19 protein-coding genes are annotated in these 19,746 nt (G+C 69.6%); 13 read left to right on the forward strand and 6 right to left on the reverse strand.

All coding sequences use genetic code 11. The features are described from left to right. Positions 1-14 precede the first annotated feature (14 nt). The gene (locus tag ASD30_RS02495) at positions 15-2,135 is read left to right on the forward strand and encodes an MMPL family transporter (protein ID WP_056679145.1); all 2,121 of its coding nucleotides are present in this window, start codon (positions 15-17) and stop codon (positions 2,133-2,135) included. Here the strand turns inward: ASD30_RS02495 and ASD30_RS02500 are convergent. Beyond that, on the reverse strand, positions 2,130-4,241 hold the full coding sequence (locus ASD30_RS02500; RefSeq protein ID WP_056676469.1) for a molybdopterin-dependent oxidoreductase: 2,112 nt from the start codon (positions 4,239-4,241) through the stop codon (positions 2,130-2,132). The genes ASD30_RS02495 and ASD30_RS02500 overlap by 6 nt on opposite strands. A gap of 70 nt (positions 4,242-4,311) precedes the next feature. On the opposite strand from ASD30_RS02500, the gene ASD30_RS02505 reads away from it, so the two are divergent. From ASD30_RS02505 to ASD30_RS02525, 5 genes are all read left to right on the forward strand, one after another. After that, positions 4,312-4,566 carry a hypothetical protein gene (locus ASD30_RS02505; protein WP_056676472.1) on the forward strand — a complete coding sequence of 85 codons (255 nt, stop codon included), beginning with the start codon at positions 4,312-4,314 and terminating at the stop codon, positions 4,564-4,566. 32 nt (positions 4,567-4,598) lie between these two features. Next, positions 4,599-5,798, forward strand: coding sequence for a sulfite oxidase (locus tag ASD30_RS02510; RefSeq protein ID WP_056676475.1), 1,200 nt, complete (start codon positions 4,599-4,601; stop codon positions 5,796-5,798). A 157-nt stretch (positions 5,799-5,955) separates the two neighbouring features. Beyond that, a complete protein-coding gene (gene rpsO, locus ASD30_RS02515; RefSeq protein ID WP_056676478.1) occupies positions 5,956-6,231 on the forward strand; it encodes a 30S ribosomal protein S15 in 276 nt (91 codons plus the stop codon). 344 nt (positions 6,232-6,575) lie between these two features. After that, positions 6,576-8,831 (forward strand): polyribonucleotide nucleotidyltransferase, encoded by a 2,256-nt coding sequence (locus tag ASD30_RS02520; protein ID WP_056679148.1) that lies wholly within the window; start codon positions 6,576-6,578, stop codon positions 8,829-8,831. 2 nt (positions 8,832-8,833) lie between these two features. After that, complete coding sequence (locus ASD30_RS02525; RefSeq protein ID WP_056676481.1) at positions 8,834-10,225, forward strand: M16 family metallopeptidase; 1,392 nt, start codon at positions 8,834-8,836, stop codon at positions 10,223-10,225. Here the strand turns inward: ASD30_RS02525 and ASD30_RS02530 are convergent. From ASD30_RS02530 to ASD30_RS02540, 3 genes are all read right to left on the reverse strand, one after another. After that, positions 10,215-10,748 carry a hypothetical protein gene (locus tag ASD30_RS02530; RefSeq protein WP_056676484.1) on the reverse strand — a complete coding sequence of 178 codons (534 nt, stop codon included), beginning with the start codon at positions 10,746-10,748 and terminating at the stop codon, positions 10,215-10,217. The genes ASD30_RS02525 and ASD30_RS02530 overlap by 11 nt on opposite strands. Then, complete coding sequence (locus ASD30_RS02535) at positions 10,748-11,332, reverse strand: hypothetical protein (RefSeq protein WP_056676486.1); 585 nt, start codon at positions 11,330-11,332, stop codon at positions 10,748-10,750. The genes ASD30_RS02530 and ASD30_RS02535 overlap by 1 nt, the downstream gene beginning before the upstream one ends. An 84-nt stretch (positions 11,333-11,416) precedes the next feature. After that, positions 11,417-11,932 carry a class I SAM-dependent methyltransferase gene (locus ASD30_RS02540; protein ID WP_056676488.1) on the reverse strand — a complete coding sequence of 172 codons (516 nt, stop codon included), beginning with the start codon at positions 11,930-11,932 and terminating at the stop codon, positions 11,417-11,419. 95 nt (positions 11,933-12,027) lie between these two features. Here ASD30_RS02540 and dapB point away from each other — a divergent pair, with 95 nt between their 5' ends. Then, positions 12,028-12,771, forward strand: a complete 744-nt coding sequence (gene dapB / locus ASD30_RS02545; protein ID WP_200950054.1) for a 4-hydroxy-tetrahydrodipicolinate reductase — start codon at positions 12,028-12,030, stop codon at positions 12,769-12,771. A gap of 199 nt (positions 12,772-12,970) precedes the next feature. Next, positions 12,971-14,563, forward strand: coding sequence for a M4 family metallopeptidase (locus ASD30_RS02550; protein WP_235532481.1), 1,593 nt, complete (start codon positions 12,971-12,973; stop codon positions 14,561-14,563). Positions 14,564-14,667: 104 nt separating this feature from the next. Here ASD30_RS02550 and ASD30_RS02555 read toward each other — a convergent pair whose 3' ends face one another. Then, positions 14,668-15,213, reverse strand: coding sequence for a GNAT family N-acetyltransferase (locus ASD30_RS02555; RefSeq protein ID WP_056676496.1), 546 nt, complete (start codon positions 15,211-15,213; stop codon positions 14,668-14,670). Positions 15,214-15,319: 106 nt separating this feature from the next. On the opposite strand from ASD30_RS02555, the gene paaA reads away from it, so the two are divergent. The 5 genes from paaA to paaE are packed head-to-tail and all read left to right on the forward strand — an operon-like array spanning position 15,320 to position 18,912. Then, positions 15,320-16,321, forward strand: coding sequence for a 1,2-phenylacetyl-CoA epoxidase subunit PaaA (gene paaA / locus ASD30_RS02560; protein ID WP_235530023.1), 1,002 nt, complete (start codon positions 15,320-15,322; stop codon positions 16,319-16,321). Then, positions 16,318-16,599 (forward strand): 1,2-phenylacetyl-CoA epoxidase subunit PaaB, encoded by a 282-nt coding sequence (gene paaB / locus ASD30_RS02565; protein WP_056676499.1) that lies wholly within the window; start codon positions 16,318-16,320, stop codon positions 16,597-16,599. Before paaA ends, paaB begins: the two co-directional genes overlap by 4 nt. After that, positions 16,596-17,339 (forward strand): 1,2-phenylacetyl-CoA epoxidase subunit PaaC, encoded by a 744-nt coding sequence (paaC, locus tag ASD30_RS02570; RefSeq protein ID WP_056676502.1) that lies wholly within the window; start codon positions 16,596-16,598, stop codon positions 17,337-17,339. Before paaB ends, paaC begins: the two co-directional genes overlap by 4 nt. Then, on the forward strand, positions 17,336-17,854 hold the full coding sequence (gene paaD, locus ASD30_RS02575; RefSeq protein WP_235530024.1) for a 1,2-phenylacetyl-CoA epoxidase subunit PaaD: 519 nt from the start codon (positions 17,336-17,338) through the stop codon (positions 17,852-17,854). Before paaC ends, paaD begins: the two co-directional genes overlap by 4 nt. After that, complete coding sequence (gene paaE / locus ASD30_RS02580) at positions 17,854-18,912, forward strand: 1,2-phenylacetyl-CoA epoxidase subunit PaaE (RefSeq protein ID WP_056676504.1); 1,059 nt, start codon at positions 17,854-17,856, stop codon at positions 18,910-18,912. The genes paaD and paaE overlap by 1 nt, the downstream gene beginning before the upstream one ends. Here paaE and ASD30_RS02585 read toward each other — a convergent pair. Then, positions 18,900-19,742, reverse strand: a complete 843-nt coding sequence (locus ASD30_RS02585; RefSeq protein ID WP_056676507.1) for a hypothetical protein — start codon at positions 19,740-19,742, stop codon at positions 18,900-18,902. The genes paaE and ASD30_RS02585 overlap by 13 nt on opposite strands. Positions 19,743-19,746 lie beyond the last annotated feature (4 nt).

Consider the following 19,746-nt stretch of genomic DNA (forward strand, 5'->3'; position numbering starts at 1 on the left):
GGGAGTCTCGAGACATGCACCGTCAGATTGCCGGAAAGCTCACCGGCCGAGTCACCAAATGGATCGTCGTCGTCTTCTGGCTCGGCCTGATGGTCGTGGCCGCCGGGTTCGCCCAGAAGCTGACCGACGTGCAGAACAACGAAGCGGCCTCCTGGTTGCCCGGGGACGCCGAGTCCACACTCGCCCTGGAGAAGCTGGACAAGTTCCAGAACCCCGACGAGATCCCGACCATCGTGGTCTACCAACGAGACGGCGGCCTGACGTCGGCCGACAAGGCCGCCATCGCCGAGCAGGCCGTCGAGCTGGGCAAGCTGAAGGGCGTCACCAAGCCGGTGGCCGACCCCTTCACCCTGCCCACCGGGGTGTCGAAGGACGGTGAGGTGGCGCAGACGCTGGTCACCTTCGACTTCGGCAAGAACGGGTGGAACGAGATGCCCGGCGCGGTCGACAAGATCCGCGACATCGCACCCGAGGGCGACGGACTCCAGGTCCACGTCGCGGGTGGGGGTGGGCAGGCCGCCGACTCCGCCGAGGCGTTCGAGGGGCTCGACTCCAACCTGCTCTTCGCGGCTGGTGGAGTGGTCATCATCATCCTGCTGCTCACCTACCGCAGCCCGGTTCTCTGGCTGCTGCCGGTCCTCTCCGCGGTCGTGGCGCTGTTCGTCGCGCAGGCGGTGATCTACTTCGCCGCCGAGTACGGCGACCTCACCGTCAACGGGCAGAGCCAGGGCATCCTGACCGTGCTCGTCTTCGGCGCCGGCACCGACTACGCGTTGTTGCTGGTCGCGAGATACCGGGAAGAGCTCCGTCGACACGAGGACCGGCACGAGGCGATGGCCTTCGCCCTGCACCGTGCCGCACCGGCGATCGTGGCCAGCGCCGCGACCGTGATCCTGGGCATGCTGTGCCTGCTCTTCGCCGACATGAACTCCACCGCCGGACTCGGCCCGGTGGCCGCGATCGGCATCGGCGTCGCCCTGCTCGTGATGATCACCCTGCTGCCGGCACTGCTGGTGGTCACCGGCCGGTGGATCTTCTGGCCCAAGCGCCCGGTCTTCGACACTGCCGAGCCGACCTCGACGGGCTTCTGGGCCCGCCTGGGCACCCGGATCTCGGTGTCGCCGCGCAAGGTCTGGATCGGTACGTCGGTCCTGCTGGCGATCGCCTGCCTCGGTCTGTTCAAGCTCGACGCCAACGGGCTGACCAACGAGGAGCAGTACACCAAGGAGTTCGACTCGATCGTCGGGCAGAAGGTGCTCAACGCCCACGACATGGCCGACACCTCGTCGCCGTTGATGGTCGCCACGAACACTGCGGAGGCACCGGCCGTGGAGGAGGCGCTCAAGGGTGTCGACGGTCTCGGACCGACATTCGTCTCGCCCGACGCCGACGGCACGACACTGGTGAGCGCGCCGCTGACCACCGACGCGACGTCCCAGGACTCCTTCGCGACGGTCGAGAGAGCGCGTGACGCGGTGGGCACGGTCGACGGCGCCGACGCCCTCGTGGGCGGCACCAGCGCGATCCTTCTCGACATGGACCACGCCAACAACCACGACAACCAGGTGATCATCCCGCTCGTGCTGCTCGTGGTGATGGTGATCCTGATGGTCCTGCTGAGGGCGTTGCTGGCACCGCTGCTGCTGATGCTGACCGTGGTCCTGTCATTCGGGGCCGCACTGGGCCTGAGCGCGCTGCTGTTCCACTACGTGTTCGGGTTCGCCGGGGCCGACGCCTCCCTGCCACTGTTCGTCTTCGTCTTCCTGGTGGCCCTGGGCATCGACTACAACATCTTCCTGATGACCCGGGTCCGCGAGGAGACCGCGACGTTGGGCACCCGCAAGGGAGCACTGGTGGCCCTGGCCGCGACGGGTGGCGTCATCACCTCGGCGGGGCTGGTGCTGGCCGCGACCTTCCTCGTCCTCGGCACCATGCCGCTGGTCGCGTTCGCCGAGATCGGTGTGGCGGTCGCGTTGGGCGTCATGCTCGACACGATGGTCGTGCGCTCGGTGCTGGTCACCGCGCTCAACCTCGACCTCGGCAACAAGATCTGGTGGCCGAGCCGGCTGGATCGCGACCCAGCCGGTGCGTCGGCCTCGCCCGACGAGCCGGAGCTGGTCAGCGCGAAGTCATGATCGTGACGCCGAGACGGTCACGGGGACGCCGCTCAGTGCGGCGTTTCCGCTGACGTCGAGGCGCTCGGGGTCCGTGAGGTCGTTGATGGAGACACCGACGACCTCACGGGCCCGTTCCATCAAGACGCCTTCACGCTGGTGGCCGTAGCCGTGGGGGAGTGAGACCACGCCGGGCATCACGTCGTCGGTGGCACTCACCTCCACCTGCACCTCGCCGACCCGCGAACGCACCGTGACCGTCGCACCGTCGGCGATGCCGCGCTCGGCCAGGTCGGCGCCGTTCATCAGCAGCTGGTGGCGGGGCCGGCCCTTGGTGAGCCGCTCGGAGTTGTGCATCCATGAGTTGCAGTCCTGCTTGTGGCGACGGCCGATCAGCAGGAGCTCGCCGGTCGCGGGGAGCGGCTCCTCCAGCAACCGGGGCAGCTCATCGAGGACCAGCGGCACCGCGGCATCGATGCGACCGTCGTCGGTCTGCAGGCGGTCGGGCAGCTGGTCTGGTTGCAGCGGCCCGAGGTCGACGCCGGACGGGTTCTTGCGCAGGTCGGTGATCGTGACGCCGGACCTGCTGGTGCGCAGCAGCATGCCGATCAGGAACGTCGGACTCATGGTCAGGCGGGCGCGTTCCTTGAGCCGCCTGGCCAGGGGCTTGCGCTGGTGCAGCCGTGACGCCGTACGCAGCGCGATCTCGCGGTAGATCTCCCAGTCGTGGCGCTGGTCGCGGGCCTTGTCGAAGACAGCCGGGGTGAAGCGGGCCGTGTTGCGTACGGCGAGCAGGTGGAAGACGAGGTCGTAGTGGTCGCGCTCGAGAGCGGTGGTCGGCGGCAGGATCACGTCGGCGTGCCGGGTGGTCTCGTTGACGTAGATGTCGACCGCGGCCACGAAGTCCAGGCCGGTGACGGCCCGCTCGAGTCGGGCACCGTCGGGCGTGGAGAGCACCGGGTTGCCCGCCAGGGTGAGCAGCGCGCGGACCTGTCCGTCGCCCGGTGTCTCGATCTCCTCGGCCAGCACGGAGACCGGCAGCTCGCCGCCGAACTCCGGTAGGTCCCGCACCCGCGAGCGCCACACGTCGTGGTGGCCGCGGCCGATCAACCCCGTGCCCACGGCGTCGATGGCCGGGTTGGTGAGCATCACGCCGCCGACCCGGTCGAGGTTGCCAGTGACCAGGTTGAGCAGCTGCACCGCCCACTGGCACACGCTGCCGAACCTGGTCGTGGAGACCCCGATCCGGCCGTACGCCGCAGCACCGTCGGCGGCCGCGAAGTCGCGGGCCAGTCGCCGGATCTCGTCGGCGGGCAGTCCGCTGGCCCGTTCGGCGAGCTCGGGGGTGAACGCGGTGATCGCCGAGGTCACCTCCGGCAGCCCGTCGACGTACGCCGGGGGAGTGGCGAGCCCCTCGGCGAGCACGGTGCGCAGCATCGCCAGCAGGATCCAGGCGTCGGTGCCGGGGCGCACGAAGTGGTGCTCGTCGGCGACCCGGGCGGTCTCGGTGCGCCGGGGGTCGAGCACGACCATGCGCCCGCCGCGGTCGTGCAGGGCGCGCAACCGGGCGGGGAAGTCCGGCACGGTCATCAAGGAACCGTTCGAGGCCATCGGGTTGGCGCCGAAGACCAGGAAGTACGACGTCCGGTCTATGTCGGGGATCGGCAGCAGCAGCTGGTGGCCGTAGAGCAGGTGGGCCAGCAGCTGGTGGGGGAGCTGGTCGACGGAGGTGGCGCTGAACTTGTTGCGGGTGCGGAACGTCTTCACCATCGCGGTGCCGTGGGTCATCGAGCCGAGGCTGTGCACGTTGGGATTGCCCAGGTAGATGCCGAGCGCGTCGCGACCGTGGTCGTTGATCGCCTTCGCCAGTCCGTCGGCGACCAGGTCGAAGGCCTCGTCCCAGCCGATCTCCTCCCAGGTGTCGCCGACCCGACGTACCGGTCGTCGGAGGCGGTCGTGGTCGGCGTGGATGTCGCCGATGGCCACCCCTTTGGGGCAGATGTGGCCGCGGGACAGGGGATCGTCCTTGTTCCCGCGCACGGCGGTGACCCGGTCGCCCTCCACCGTCAGCTCGAGCCCGCAGATCGCCTCACAGAGGTTGCACACGCCGATGCGCTTCTCGCTCATCCTGCGATCGTGCCACGTTCGTGCCGAGGGGAGGAGCGCCAGCGAGGGTGCTGGAGGTTTCCGTGCGCGGTTGAAGGACGACGACGGCGCGGTCGTCTTCACCCATGCGTTGGTGCGTGGGTCGCTGATCCACGGCTACTACTGGGGCGTGTTCTTCGGTTTCTTCGTCGGCCTTGCGGTGCTCCTCATCTGGGTCACCGGCAGGCCGCGGGCGACGCCGTACGGCGCTCCCGGCCAGGCGACGCCCTACGCCCCGGCCGCGCACGCGACGCCGAGCGGCCAGCCGGTCGTCCAGCCGTCGACCCATGACTCCGGAACAGCATAACTACAGTAAGTCAATAGTGTTAATGTCTGAGCATGGATGCCCGGACCTCACGTCGTACCTTTCTGAGCAGTGCCGCAGCGGTGGGTGCGGTGATGGCTGCTCCCGGCCTGGCGGTGCGCGCGGTGGCCGGAGTGGTCGCGACCGGCCCGATCCTCAAGCCCCTGCCGGCCGACCAGTTCATCGACTTCGGCACGAACGCCGAGATGAGGTGGAGCTCGGTCGGTGCGCACGAGTACCTCACCCCCCAGTCGCGCCTGTTCGTGCGCAACCACACGAGGACTCCGTTGATCGACGCGGACGCGTGGCGACTGAGGGTCTTCGGCGACGGACTGGCCTCGCCGAAGGGTGAGGGCGACGCCCTTGCCCTGTCGTACGCCGAGCTGCGCCGGCTCCCGCACACGCGGGTCACCACCACGCACGAGTGCACGGGCAACGGACGCTCGTTCTTCGCGACCCAGCAGGGCCAGGCTCCGTCCGGCACCGCGTGGACCCTGGGCGCCGTGGGGACGGTCCGCTGGGAGGGCGTGCGGCTCGCGCACGTGCTGCGCCGTCTCGGCATCAGGCCCGACGCAGTCTCGATCCAGGCGACCGGCCTTGACGACAACTATGTCTCCGGGGGAGTTGACTACGGCCGGGTACGACGACCGTTCCCGGTCGACAAGGCGCTCGACGACGCGATCCTGGCCTGGGGGATGAACGGACTGGACCTGCTGCCCGACCACGGCTTCCCGGTCCGCCTCGTGCTCCCGGGCTGGGTCGGCATCGCCAGCATCAAGTGGCTCGGCTCCCTCGAGATCTCCACGCGCGAGCTCACCTCGCCGTGGAACACGAATTGGTACCGCATGACCGGCGGCGACCATCCGGCGGACACGAAGCCGCTCACGGTCAACCCGGTGCGCTCTGCGTGGGAACTGGCCCGGGGCCAGGTCATCGAGCGACGTCGACAGGTGACGCTCCACGGCCGTTCCTGGAGCGGGGCGGGTGCCATCGCACGCGTCGAGGTGAGCACGGACGACGGTGCGTCGTGGCGCGACGCGCGCCTGCTGCGTCCCGAGCGTCCCGGCGGCTGGACGCAGTGGCGGTTCGACTGGGAGCGCCCCGCCCGGGGAGGCCACGTCCTGATGGCCCGGGCCACCGACTCCGCAGGTCGCACCCAGCCCGAGTCCACGCCGTACAACGACGGCGGGTACTTCTTCGACGCGGTGGTCAGGCACCCCGTCCGGGTCGCCTGATCTCGATTCGGAGAAGCCTTCGGCCCGCTGTTAGTCTTGACCGGTTGCCCGTAGGGCGACATCGCCGTCAGAACGGCCGCGGAACCATAGTGCCCGGGTGAACAGGCCCCGGCGCGCCGCGCAACGAATGCCCGTCAGGGCCGGAAGGAGTCCTCGAATGTCGATTGGTACCGACGCGGAGACCAAGAAGAAGATCATCGCCGAGTACGGCAAGTCCGAGGGCGACACCGGTTCGCCGGAGGTTCAGATCGCGCTGCTCAGCCACCGCATCTCGCACCTGACCGAGCACCTCAAGACGCACAAGCACGACCACCACAGCCGTCGTGGCCTGCTTCTGCTGGTCGGCCAGCGCCGCCGCCTTCTCAACTACCTGCAGAAGACGGAGATCGACCGTTACCGGTCGATCGTCGAGCGCCTCGGCCTCCGCCGCTGATCCCGCGAGCGGTCACCCCACCCGGGGTGGCCGCTCGTAGGCGTATTTGCCCGCATCGACCGTTGGGGTCATGCTGGTTCCAGCACAACTCAATACGTTGAACCACATCACCAGGAGCGACCCGCACCACGTCCGGCCCGGTCCTCGGTAGTGGCCTTCAGGATCTCGACCCGCTCGATCACCGAGCGAGAGATCTGCGGGCCTCGATCGAAGACCGGCCCCGTCTCACTCGAGACAGGCGGGAAGCACTTCGATGCCCCGCCAACGCGAGTGCCCCCGGGCTCAGCAGAGGCGGACGCGCGGATCGCTCCGCGAACAGAATAGGGATTGAACCCTTGTCAGAAATCAACGCGGACGGACCCGTCATCTCCGCAGTCGAAACCGTTATCGACAACGGCAAGTTCGGCACCCGCACCGTCAAGTTCGAGACCGGGCTGCTGGCCCGTCAGGCCGCCGGTTCGGTGACCGCCTACCTCGACGACGACACGATGCTGCTCTCGGCCACCACGGCCGGCAAGCACCCCAAGGACCACTTCGACTTCTTCCCCTTGACGATCGACGTCGAGGAGCGGATGTACGCCGCGGGCCAGATCCCCGGCTCGTTCTTCCGTAGCGAAGGCCGCCCGGGCGAGGACGCGATCCTCACCTGCCGCCTGATCGACCGGCCGCTGCGCCCGACCTTCAAGAAGGGCCTGCGCAACGAGGTCCAGGTCGTCATCACCGTGATGGCCCTGAACCCCGACGCTCCCTACGACGTGCTGGCGATCAACGCCGCGTCGCTCTCCACCCAGCTCTCCGGCCTGCCGTTCTCCGGCCCGGTCGGTGGCGTCCGCGTGGCCCTCATCGAGGGTCAGTGGGTTGCCTTCCCGTCGCACAGCCAGCTCGAGACCGCGGTCTTCGACATGGTCGTCGCCGGTCGGGTCACCGACTCCGGTGACGTCGCGATCATGATGGTCGAGGCCGAGGCCACCGAGGGCGCATGGGTGCTCATCCAGGGCGGCGTCCAGGCGCCGACCGAAGAGGTCGTGGCTCAGGGCCTCGACGCGGCGAAGCCGTTCATCAAGCAGCTCTGCGCCGCCCAGGCCGAGCTCGCCAAGGAAGCCGCCAAGCCGGTCCAGGAGTTCCCGATCTTCCTCGACTACGAGGACGACGCCTACGCGGCCGTCGAGGCCGCTGTGCGCGCCGAGACCGCTGAGGCGCTGACCATCGCGGGCAAGCAGGAGCGCGAGGAGAAGCTCGACGGGATCAAGGCGTCGCTGCTCGAGAAGCTCGCCGAGAGCTTCGAGGGCCGTGAGAAGGAGATCGGCGCAGCGTTCCGCTCGCTGAACAAGCAGCTCGTCCGTGAGCGCGTCCTGCGCGACAAGGTGCGCATCGACGGTCGCGGCCTGGCCGACATCCGTCCGCTGCACGCCGAGGTCGGCGTGATCCCGCGGGTCCACGGTTCGGCGCTGTTCGAGCGCGGCGAGACCCAGATCCTGGGTGTCTCCACACTCAACATGCTGACCCTCGAGCAGAAGCTCGACACGCTCTCCCCGGAGAAGTCGCGTCGCTACATGCACAAGTACGTCTTCCCGCCGTTCTCCACCGGTGAGACGGGCCGCGTCGGTTCGCCGAAGCGTCGCGAGGTCGGTCACGGTGCGCTCGCGCGCCGCGCCATCCTCCCCGTGCTGCCGACCCGCGAGGAGTTCCCCTACGCGATCCGCCAGCTCTCCGAGGCCATGGGCTCCAACGGCTCCACCTCGATGGGCTCGGTCTGCGCCTCGACGCTGTCGCTGCTGCAGGCAGGTGTCCCGCTCCGGGCCGCCGTCGCCGGTATCGCCATGGGCCTCATCTCCGACGAGGTCGACGGCGAGACGCGCTACGTCGCGCTGACCGACATCCTCGGTGCCGAGGACGCCTTCGGCGACATGGACTTCAAGGTCGCCGGCACCAAGGAGTTCGTGACCGCACTCCAGCTCGACACCAAGCTCGACGGCATCCCCGCCGAGGTCCTGGCCGGTGCGCTGACCCAGGCCCGTGAAGCCCGCCTCGCGATCCTCGAGGTGATGGCCGAGGCCATCGACGCCCCCGACGAGATGTCGGTGCACGCGCCGCGCATCATCAGCGTGCGCGTCCCCGTCGACAAGATCGGCGAGGTCATCGGCCCGAAGGGCAAGGTCATCAACCAGATCCAGGACGACACGGGCGCGAACCTGTCGATCGAGGACGACGGCACGGTCTACATCGGTGCGACCAACGGTGAAGCGGCCGAGGCCGCCCGCGCCATGGTCAACGCGATCGCCAACCCGACCATGCCCGAGGTCGGCGAGCGCTACCTCGGCACCGTCGTCAAGACGACCAACTTCGGCGCGTTCGTCTCGCTGCTCCCGGGCAAGGACGGCCTGCTGCACATCAGCAAGCTCCGTTCGCTGGCCGGTGGCAAGCGCGTCGACGCCGTCGAGGACGTCGTCTCCGTGGGCCAGAAGGTCCAGGTCCAGATCGCCGAGATCGACGACCGCGGCAAGCTCTCGCTGATCCCCGTCGTCGAGGAGGGCGCCTCCGACGAGGCCACCTCGTCCGACGAGGATGCCGCTCCGGCCGAGGACGGCAGCGAAGGCTGAGTGTGACCAGCAGCAACAACCGGGCGACCGGCCAGCAGGGTTCTGCTGGCCGGTCGTCCGTTCCCCAGAAGGTGGGCTCCACCCGCACCCTGCTGACCGTCAAGGACGACGACGGCCAGGTGGTCTCCCGCGTGCGCCGAACCGTCCTGCCCGGCGGCCTGCGCGTGGTGACCGAGCAGATGGCCGGTGTCCGCTCGGCCTGCATCGGCGTCTGGGTCGGCGTCGGCTCGCGCGACGAGACGCCCACCCTCCACGGCGCCTCGCACTTCCTCGAGCACCTGCTCTTCAAGGGCACCCGCGAGCGTTCCGCGATGGACATCTCCGTGGCGCTCGACGCGGTCGGCGGCGAGTTCAACGCGTTCACCGCCAAGGAGTACACCTGCTTCCACGCCCGGGTGCTCGACCACGACCTGCCCCTGGCAGTCGACGTGATCGGCGACATGATCACCAACTCCACGCTGACCTCCGACGACGTCGAGGCCGAGCGCGACGTGATCCTCGACGAGATCGCGATGCACGACGACGACCCCGATGACGTCGTCCACAACCTCTTCGCGGCCCAGGCGTACGGCGACACCCGACTCGGCCGGCCCATTGCCGGCACCGAGGCGTCGATCGACGCGTTGACCCGCACCCAGATCAGCCGCTTCTACAAGAACCACTACCGCGCCGGCAACATGGTGGTGGCGGTCGCGGGCAACCTCGACCACGCCACGGTCGTGCGCCAGGTGCGCACCGCCTTCGGCCGCAACGGCTTCCTGGCCGGCAACGACGTGCCGCGGGCTCCGCTGATCAGCCCCTCGGCCCGCAAGCTGCGTGCCGGCACGATCAGCGCCCACCGGCCCATCGAGCAGGTCAACGTCGTGCTCGGGGTCAACGGCCTCACCCGCAGCGACGAGCGCCGGTTCGCGCTCGGTGTGCTCAACACCGCCCTCGGCGGCGGCACCTCGTCACGGCTCTTCCAGGAGGTGCGCGAACGACGCGGGCTGGCCTACTCGGTCTTCTCGTTCGCCAGCCACCACGCCGACGCGGGCATGGTCGGTGTCTCGGTCGGGTGCCTGCCCGACAAGCTCGACCAGGTGCTCGACGTGGTGCGTGACGAGCTGCGCAAGGTGGCCGCCCACGGCATCACCGCCGAAGAGCTCGACCGCGGCAAGGGACAGCTCCGTGGCGGGCTGGTGCTCGGCCTCGAGGACTCCGGTTCGCGGATGTCGCGCATCGGCAAGGCCGAGCTCGTGCACGACGAGCTGCTCAGCATCGACGAGGTGCTGGCCCGCATCGACGCCGTCACTCTCGACGACGTGCGCATCCTGGCGGCCGAGCTCTTCGCCCAGCCCGAGGTGCTGGCCATCGTCGGGCCGGAGACGGCCGAGGAGCCCGCCCCTACGTCATGAGGTGGGCGGTTCCGGCGCAGGCGACTGCCCAGAGCACGCTGGTGAAGGTGTCGATGATGAAGCGCTCCGCGGCCCCGGGTGTTTCGGTGCGCAGCTCGGGGTAGCGGCCGAGCCCCTTGAGGGCGAGCGTGATCGCGATGCCCTCGAGCCAGCCCGCGACGATCGTGGCGAACACCGCCCCACGCTCGAGGCCGCCGATCCAGGCACCGCCGCGGAGCACCTCGCCGGCCCGCCGCATGGACCCCGACTCCCCGGAGTCGCGGCCGTCGATCAGCGCGAAGACGCTCGAGGTCACCACGCTGCCACCGGCGATCGCGAGAAGTCCGGCCAGCACGACACCTGCCGCGAGGGGTGCGTCGGGCTCGAGCACGGTCGTGTCGCGCACGGCCAGCACCACCGCGGTGAATCCCAGCCCGGCACAGAGTGCGGCGGTGACGAGGTGCAGGCCCGCGGCGCGCAGTCGCCAGCCGGCGACGGCCAGGCCGGTGCCGACGGCCAGGACGGCAAGGAGGACGGCGCTCATCAGTCCTCCTTCATCTCCTCGAGCAGTTGTCGGACCAGCTGGCGGGCACGGTCTCCCTCGGGCAGCCCGGCCGCCCGCGCCCGCTGGGTCACCGCCGACTGGCTGATGCCGAGCCGCTCACCCACGGCCTGGTGGGTGAGCCCCTCGGCGACCAGGTCGGCGACGGCCCAGCCCCGCTCGCTGCGCCGGCCCAGCAGGGCCGCCCACAGCCAGAGGACGCCTTCCAGCTGACCGGCACGGTAGTCGTCGGCACCGACAGCGCAGATCCGTCCGGGGGAGTTCTTGGCCCGGGTCACCGCGGTGCGGGCATGGAGGTACGCAGGCCCGCGCCCGGCCCGGGCAGTCTCGGGGAGGGGCTGTTCGATGGTGCCGATGCCCACACCGATGTTCCAGTGCCCCACGCGCAGCAGCTGTTCGACGACGGTGGCGACCGCGGCGGGGTCGTCGTACACCGCCTGCATCTCGTCCCCGGCGGTGCGTTCGAAGGGGAGCAGGCCGCCGGAGTGGGCCACGACGGCGTCCGGCACCAGGTCGTCATGGGTGCGGCTGTCGCGCTGGTCGACGGTGAGCACGAAGACGGTCATCAGCCCTCCTGGAGGTCCTGTCCTGATCACAGGCTACTTCAGGAAAAAACCTTATGCAAAGACATATCAGGATGCTGACTTATGTCAGCGACGTCCGAGCAGGCCGACCACGGCCGGGTTCTTGCTCTCGACGACACCGACCCGGAAGCCCGCCTGGACCAGGGCCGCAGAAGCCTTCTCCAGGGCGGTGGGCAGCTGTTCCGGGCGGGCTGCGTCGTAGAAGAGGGCGAGGGTGCCGCCGGTGGAGAGCCGCTCGTGGAGCAACGCCAGTTCGTCCTGGCAGTCGCGCACCCAGAAGAGGTTGACGTTGAACGCGAAGACCTTGTCCAGGCGCTTCACCGGCACCCGGAGGGTGGCCAGGTCGATGTGTCGTACGGCGAGTCGTCCGGAGGTGATGTAGTTCGCGCAGCGTCGCTTGGTGCGGTCGACGCCAGACTCGGAACGGTCTATCGCAAGCAGCTTCCCGGTCTCGAGTCGGCTGCAGATCAGCTCGGCCGCCTGGCCTTGTCCGCACCCGACTTCGAGGACCTGGTCGCCCGGTTGGACATCTATCACGTCCACCGCCCACCGAATTCGCGCGGGGATCGTCTGCAGCACCATGGGGTCAAGCCTGCCACTACCCGTGCCCATTCGTCGCCACCCTCCCCCTGTCGGACATCGCGTCGCGTAGGTTTGCCCCCGTGACAGCGACGAAATTGAGGGTGGGCGTGCTCGGCGCGCGAGGCAAGGTGGGGGCAGAGATCTGCCGGGCGGTCGAGGCTGCCGACGACACCGAACTGGTGGCCGGCATCGACGCCGGTGACGACATCGCGGCCCTGGTCGAGGCCGGGGCGCAGGCCGTCGTCGACTTCACCCACCCCGACGTCGTCATGGACAACCTCGAGTTCTGCATCGACCACGGCATCCATGCCGTCGTCGGCACCACGGGCTTCGACGACCAGCGCCTTGCCCAGCTGGAGACCTGGCTGGCCGCTTCGCCCGGCACCGGCGTCCTCATCGCGCCGAACTTCTCGATCGGCGCGATCCTGATGATGCGGTTCGCCGCGGCTGCCGCGCCGTTCTACGAGTCCGTCGAGGTCGTCGAGCTGCACCACCCCGACAAGGCCGACGCGCCCTCGGGCACGGCACGCCGTACGGCGGAACTCATTGCGGCCGCGCGGCGCGAGGCCGGTTCGGCGCCGATGCCCGACGCCACCTCCACCTCGCTCGACGGGGCGCGCGGCGCAGACGTCGACGGTGTCCGCGTGCACGGCCTGCGCATCCGTGGCATGGTCGCCCACCAGGAAGTGATCCTCGGCGGTCCGGGGGAGACCCTGACCATCCGGCACGACTCCATGGACCGGGCCTCGTTCAGTCCCGGCGTGCTGACCGGCCTGCGCGCGATCGCCGGGCGACCCGGACTGACCGTCGGGCTCGAGCACTTCCTCGACCTCGACTGAGCCCTGGATCGGGCCCCGGGTCGGCGTCCGAAGGCTGCCGCGACGAGGCGGCCCGATCTGCGATGGGCCGTCTGCACCTTTCTGTCCGGCGCAAAGTTGCAACAAATTGCAGTCCGTGAGCCCTTTCGGGTTACCTCTCGGTAATGAAAGGGTCTGCGTTGGGGAGGGAGACCCCGAGATGCACGAAAGGTTCACCCACATGCGAATCACCCCAGCATGGGCAGCGCTCGGTCTGGCCACCCTCGCCACCAGTGTTGCTTTCTCAGCCCCGGCCGGCGCCGAGGCGCCCCAGCCCAAGAAGGACGAAGCCGTCGCGGCGCTCAACGCCCACCCCGGCGCTGCCCGCGCGGCCGACGGCCAGGCCTTCCAGGTCGGCCGCACCGTCGTCGACGCCGACGGCACGACCCACGTCCGCATGCAGCGGACGTACCACGGGCTGCCCGTGGTCGGTGGCGACCTCGTCGTCCACCAGGCCGCCTCCGGTGACCTGGTCGGCGTGAGCCAGACCCTCCGCACGTCACTCGGGCTCGATGTCACTCCTGTCGTGCCGGCCGCACGCGCCGAAGCACTGTCGTTGACCAGCAAGGCGAGCCGCACGATCAGCAAGGTCAAGCAGCAGGGGAACGCGACCCTGCTCGTCGACGCGACCCTGGCCAACCCGCGCCTGGCCTGGCGGGTGATGAGCTCTGGTCTGCAGGCCGACGGCACGCCCAGCCGCCTCGCGACGTACGTCGACGCGAAGACCGGCAAGGTGCTCCGCACCGAGCAGGAGATCGTCAACGTCGACGGCCACGGCGACACGCTCTACAGCGGCGACGTGACGATCCCGGTGACCCTGTCGGGGTCGACGTACACCCTCACCGACCCGGTGCACGGCAACTCCAAGACCACCGACATGGGCAACAAGGAGGACTCCGTCCTCTGCACCCTGCTCGGCATCGGCTGCACCAACGGCACCGCCATCAACAGTCCCGACAACACGTTCGGCAACGGCACCAACTCAGACCGGCAGAGCGCCGCCGCCGACGCGGTCTACGGCGCCGCGAAGACCTGGGACTACTTCAAGAACGTCCACGGCCGCAACGGCATCTTCGGCAACGGCACGGGTGCCCCGAGCCGGGTCCACTACGGCAACGGCTACGTGAACGCCTTCTGGGACGGCGAGAAGATGACGTACGGCGACGGCGACGGTGTCGAGTTCGGCCCGCTGGTCGCGCTCGACGTGGCCGGTCACGAGATGTCGCACGGCGTCACCGAGCACACCGCCGGCCTGACCTACTCCGGGGAGTCCGGTGGCCTCAACGAGGCGACGTCCGACATCTTCGGCACGATGGTGGAGTTCTACGCCGCCAACTCGGCCGACCCGGGTGACTACTTCATCGGTGAGCAGTTCGACCTGAAGAACCACGCCGGCTTCCGCCGGATGGACAAGCCGAGCAGTGACGGCGCCTCGCAGGACTGCTGGACCACGGGCACGAAGAACCTCGACGTGCACTACTCCTCGGGCGTGGGCAACCACTTCTTCTACCTGCTCGCCGAGGGTTCGGGCGCGAAGACGATCGGCGGCAAGGCGCACAACTCGCCGACCTGCAACGGGTCCACGATCACCGGCATCGGTCGCGACGCGGCCGCCAAGATCTGGTTCCGTGCGCTCGACGTCTACATGACGTCCGGCACGACGTACGCCCAGGCCCGCACGGCCACCCTGAACGCCGCCAAGGACCTCTACGGCCAGGGCAGCGCGCAGTACAACACCGTGGCCGCAGCCTGGAGCGCCGTCTCGGTCGGCTGAGCACACGCCCGGGCTCACTCCCCGGGCAGAACATGTACTCCCCACGGCGAATCTGACGTGGGGAGTACATGTTTCCCCGGTGCACCGGGGAAACGTGCAAGGCCCTAGAGAGCGGTGTGCAGTCGGACCTGCTTGACCGTGACGCTGCCGTCGCCGTGCAGGTCGAGCTCGCGGTGCGCAGTGTCCGGCGCCCAACCGGCACTCTCGAAGAATGCGCGGTGCGCGTCGTCGGTGGCGTTGACCCAGCTGACCGCACGTTGGAACCGGTCGGCCCGCAGGGTGTCGGCGCAGGCCTGGATCAGGCGCGAGCCGTGGCCCTTGCCCAGCTCGTCGGGGTCGACCACGAACTCCGCGACCTCGCCGTCGGCGATCGGGTCGCAGTCCGGGTCCCCGGCAGGGGAGACGACCGCGAATCCGGTGATCCGGTTGCGTTCGAGCGCGACGAGCACACGGTTGCGGGCATCCTTCGGGCGGCCGAGTGACTCGCGCCAGGCGGCGGCCACCTCGTCGGGCGTGAACGCGTCGAGCACGTCAGCGGGCAGCACCCCGTCGTACGCCGTCCGCCAGCCGCGGACCTGCACCCCGGCGATGCCGGGGGCGTCGTCGGCCCAGGCGACACGGACGGACACGTCTGCGGTGGGGGAGCTCATGGGGTCATCGTGTCAGGAGGGCTCGACCATGCCCCGGCTGGACCCCTGTTACACGCGAACACCAGAAATGCGTGCATTTGTAACACGCGCTGTTACCGTGGGCGACGTGTACGGCAACGACTTCACCACCCCCGAGCAGCAGCCGACCCCGGTCATCGCGGACCGTCCTGACGAGCCGGCCTCCTTCCGCGCGCTCCTCGAGACCGACGGCCGGGTGGAGCCCCGCGACGAGATGCCCGAGGGCTACCGCAAGACTCTGGTCCGCCAGATCGCCCAGCACGCGCACTCCGAGATCATCGGCATGCAGCCCGAGGGCAACTGGATCAGCCGGGCACCCAGCCTGCGCCGCAAGGCGATCCTGATGGCGAAGGTGCAGGACGAAGCCGGACACGGGCTCTACCTCTACGCCGCCGCCGAGACGTTGGGCGTCGACCGGGCCGACCTGCTCGACCAGTTGCACAGTGGGCGGCAGAAGTACTCCTCGATCTTCAACTATCCGACCCTGACCTGGGCAGACGTCGGCGCGATCGGCTGGCTGGTCGACGGGGCGGCCATCGTCAACCAGGTGCCGCTGTGCCGCTGCTCCTACGGCCCCTACGCGCGCGCCATGGTGCGGGTCTGCAAGGAGGAGTCCTTCCACCAGCGCCAGGGCTTCGAGATCCTGCACACCCTCTCCCACGGCAGCGAGGCCCAGAAGGCGATGGCCCAGGACGCCGTCAACCGCACCTGGTGGCCCAGCCTGATGATGTTCGGGCCTCCCGACGACGATTCCCCCAACTCGGCGCAGTCGATGGCGTGGGGCATCAAGCGCTTCTCGAACGACGACCTGCGCCAGCGGTTCATCGACATGACCGTGCCGCAGGCCGAGGCGCTCGGGCTGACCCTTCCCGACGACGCGATCCGCTGGAACGAGGAGCGCGGCCACTACGACTTCACGCCGGTCGACTTCACCGAGCTCTTCGAGGTCATCCGAGGCAACGGCCCGTGCAACGAGCAACGCCTGTCCCACCGGGTCAAGGCCCACGAGGACGGCGCCTGGGTGCGTGAGGCTGCTGCGGCGTACGCCGACAAGCAGGCCGCGCGCCACGCACAGGAGGGGGCGGCATGAGCCAGGAACCCCTCTGGGAGGTCTTCATCAGGTCCCGCCGCGGCATGTCCCACGTGCACGCCGGGTCCCTGCACGCCGCCGATGCCGAGATGGCCCTGCGCAACGCCCGTGACGTCTACACCCGACGTCAGGAAGGCGTGTCAATCTGGGTGGTCCCGGCCTCGGCGATCGAGGCCAGCAGCCCCGACGAGAAGGACGCGTTCTTCGACCCGGCCGGCGACAAGGTCTACCGCCACCCCACGTTCTACGACGTCCCAGAGGGTGTGCAGCACCTATGAGCACCCCAACGGCCTACGTGCTGGCCCTCGCCGACGACGCGCTCATCTCCTCCCAGCGCCTCGGGTGGTGGATCAGCCGTGCGCCGCAGCTCGAGGAGGACGTGGCGATGGCCAACATCGGGCTCGACCAGCTCGGCCAGGCACGTGCGCTGCTGTCCCTCGCCGGTGCCGCGACCGGCCGCAGCGAGGACGACCTGGCCTACCTCCGCAACGAGCGCGACTTCCGCAACGTGTGCCTCGTCGAGCGCGAGCAGGCCGACTTCGGGGTGGCGATGGCACGGATGCTGGTCTTCAGCACCTGGCAGCACGAGCTCTACTCCGCACTCTCCGGCAGCTCCGACGCGATGCTGGCCGCCATCTCGGCCAAGGCCGTCAAGGAGACCGCCTACCACGTCGACCACGCCACCCACTGGGTGCTGCGGCTCGGCGACGGCACCGACGAGTCGCATGCGCGGATGCAGGCCGCCGTCGACGCCGAGTGGCCGTGGCGCGCCGAGCTGTTCGAGACGGAGTTCCTCGACGACTCACTGGTGGCCGACGGCGTGGCCGTCGATCCCTCCGGGCTGCAAGGACCGGTCGAACAACGCCTGGAGGCAGTGCTCCACCAGGCCACATTGAACGTGCCGGACACGACGTCGGCATACAGCAAGGGGCGGCTCGGGCGCCACACCGAGGCCATGGGATATCTCCTGGCCGAGATGCAACACCTCCACCGCTCGCACCCGGGAGTCAACTGGTGATCACCGCACACACGCAGCACACCGCACACGGAGCTCTTCTCGACCGCCCGCACGGCCGTGCCTGGGCGATCGCCGCCGCCGTCCCCGATCCAGAGCTCCCGGTCGTGACGATCGCCGACCTCGGCATCCTCCGCGACGTGACCGAGCACGACCAGGGGTCGGTGCACGTCCGCATCACCCCGACGTACTCCGGCTGTCCGGCCATGGAGACGATCCGCGAGGACATCGTCGCCGCTCTGACAGGAGCCGGGTTCCTGCACGTCGACGTCGAGTTCGTCCTCGCGCCCGCCTGGACCACCGACTGGATGACCGCCGACGGCCGCCGCAAGCTCGCCGACCACGGCATCGCCCCGCCCGGCCCGCGTGACGTGGTGGGCCTGACCCTGTCCGTGCGCTGCCCGCAGTGCGGCAGCCCGCGGACCCGCGAGAGCAGCCGCTTCGGCTCGACCTCCTGCAAGTCCCTGTGGGTCTGCTCCGAGTGCCGCGAGCCGTTCGACCACTTCAAGGCGATCTGATGCCGGCGCACGCCTCGTTCCATCCCCTGAAGGTGGCGGCCCTCGAGCCGCTGACCGACGATTCGGTCTCGCTCACCTTCGAGGTGCCGGACGAGCTGCGTGACGCCTACACCTGGCTTCCCGGGCAGCACCTCACGATCAACTGCGAGGACGGCGTACGCCGCAGCTACTCGATCTGTACGTCGCCCTCCACCGGCACGTTGAAGGTCGGCATCAAGCGGCTCGCCGACGGTGCCTTCTCGGGCGCCGTGCTCGACCGGCTGCAGGTGGGCGACACCCTCGAGGTGATGACCCCGGCCGGCCGGTTCACCCCGGCGGGCAGCGACGAGCCACGCACCTACGCGGCGATCGCGGCCGGCTCGGGCATCACCCCGGTGCTCTCGATCGTGACAGCCCTGCTGGAGTCTGAGCCGGGCGCCGCGGTCACGCTGGTCTACGCCAACCGCGACCACCGCTCGGTGATGTTCCTCGACGAGATCCACGACCTCAAGGACCGTTTCCTGACCCGCTTCCGCGTGGTGCACGTGCTCTCCCGCGAGGAGCAGGAGGTCGAGCTGCTCTCCGGCCGGCTCGACGCCGATCGCCTGCACCGGCTGCTCGACCGGGTCGTGCCCGCCAAGGAGGTCGACGAGTGGTTCCTCTGCGGGCCGCACGCGATGGTCACCGAGCTGCGCGACGAGCTCGCGAGAGCAGGCGCCGAGACGGTGCACACCGAGCTCTTCCATGCCGACCCCGTGCCGCGCTCGCGTGCCGCGGAGGAGTCCTCCGGCACCGGTGAGACGTCGCGGGTGACGGTGCGCCTCGACGGTCGCAGCTCGACGTTCGACCTCGCCGGGGGCGGAGTGCCCGTGCTGGAGGCGGCGTTGAAGGTGCGCTCCGATGCGCCGTTCGCGTGCCGCGGGGGAGTCTGCGGCACCTGCCGCGCCAAGGTCGTCACCGGCACGGTGACCATGGACACCAACTGGGCGCTGGAGCAGGACGAGGTCGACCGGGGCTACGTGCTGACCTGCCAGTCGCACCCCACCTCGCCCGAGTTGGTCCTCGACTACGACGCCTGAGCCGCCTGGCCGACCATCGGCACCCGGCCCGGATGGGCCAGCGCGACCGCACCGCCGATCGCGAGCGCGAACCCGGCGGCGACCGCCGGCCACCAGCCGGGTCGTACGCCGTCACCGAGCAACGCCACGCCGACCAGGGCCGGCACCAGTGTCTCGGACACGATCAGGGCCGCCGTCGACGTCGTCACGGCCACGCCTTCGAGCGAGACCGAGTAGAGCCAGAACGCGACCGCGCCCAGGGTGGGCACCGCCAGGGCGACCGTGATCACCTCGGGCGAGATCGACCCGGTGACGCCGCGGACGGCGATCGCCGAGCCGGCGTACCCGCAACCGGCAACGAGGCCGAGCAGCACCATGCGCGTGTGTCCGCCGCGGCGCAGGAGCCACAGCCCGACAGCCGTGCAAGCCACGACCATGGCCCAGGAGACTCCGGGAAGGAGCCAGCCGCTGGTCGTCTCGCCCGGTGCGCCGGCGCCCGCGGCCACCACTCCGATGCCGACGGTCACCGCCGCGACCGCGCCCCAGCCGAACGCTCCGAGCGGCTCGTGCAGCCGGTGCGCGGAGATGATCGCGGTGACCGGCATCGACAGCGAGATCGTGGCCTGCGCCAGGTAGAGGGGAAGCGTCCAGATGGCCACGGCGTGCAGCACGAAACCGGCCAGATAGGCCCCGATCACCAGCAACAGCAGGGGAGTGGTCAGGGCCATGCCCACGAATGCGACGGCCGACCGGGTCTCGGCCTCGTGGTCGCGCACGGCCATCGCCTGCCAGACCGCGGCCACGCCGAAGAGCGCAGCCGAGACCAGGGCGGCAGTGAGGCCGATCGCCACCTCG

It is taken from the genome of Nocardioides sp. Root140 (assembly GCF_001426745.1).
Taxonomy (GTDB): domain Bacteria; phylum Actinomycetota; class Actinomycetes; order Propionibacteriales; family Nocardioidaceae; genus Nocardioides.

Bases quoted from the DNA above. Each gene is read 5' to 3' on its own strand.
- ASD30_RS02495 (WP_056679145.1), top strand. From the start codon at position 15: ATGCACCGTCAGATTGCCGGAAAGCTCACCGGCCGAGTCACCAAATGG.
- ASD30_RS02500 (WP_056676469.1), bottom strand. From the start codon at position 4,241: ATGAGCGAGAAGCGCATCGGCGTGTGCAACCTCTGTGAGGCGATCTGC.
- ASD30_RS02510 (WP_056676475.1), top strand. From the start codon at position 4,599: ATGGATGCCCGGACCTCACGTCGTACCTTTCTGAGCAGTGCCGCAGCG.
- rpsO (WP_056676478.1), top strand. From the start codon at position 5,956: ATGTCGATTGGTACCGACGCGGAGACCAAGAAGAAGATCATCGCCGAG.
- ASD30_RS02530 (WP_056676484.1), bottom strand. From the start codon at position 10,748: ATGAGCGCCGTCCTCCTTGCCGTCCTGGCCGTCGGCACCGGCCTGGCC.
- ASD30_RS02535 (WP_056676486.1), bottom strand. From the start codon at position 11,332: ATGACCGTCTTCGTGCTCACCGTCGACCAGCGCGACAGCCGCACCCAT.
- ASD30_RS02540 (WP_056676488.1), bottom strand. From the start codon at position 11,932: ATGGTGCTGCAGACGATCCCCGCGCGAATTCGGTGGGCGGTGGACGTG.
- ASD30_RS02550 (WP_235532481.1), top strand. From the start codon at position 12,971: ATGCGAATCACCCCAGCATGGGCAGCGCTCGGTCTGGCCACCCTCGCC.
- ASD30_RS02555 (WP_056676496.1), bottom strand. From the start codon at position 15,213: ATGAGCTCCCCCACCGCAGACGTGTCCGTCCGTGTCGCCTGGGCCGAC.
- paaB (WP_056676499.1), top strand. From the start codon at position 16,318: ATGAGCCAGGAACCCCTCTGGGAGGTCTTCATCAGGTCCCGCCGCGGC.
- paaC (WP_056676502.1), top strand. From the start codon at position 16,596: ATGAGCACCCCAACGGCCTACGTGCTGGCCCTCGCCGACGACGCGCTC.
- paaE (WP_056676504.1), top strand. From the start codon at position 17,854: ATGCCGGCGCACGCCTCGTTCCATCCCCTGAAGGTGGCGGCCCTCGAG.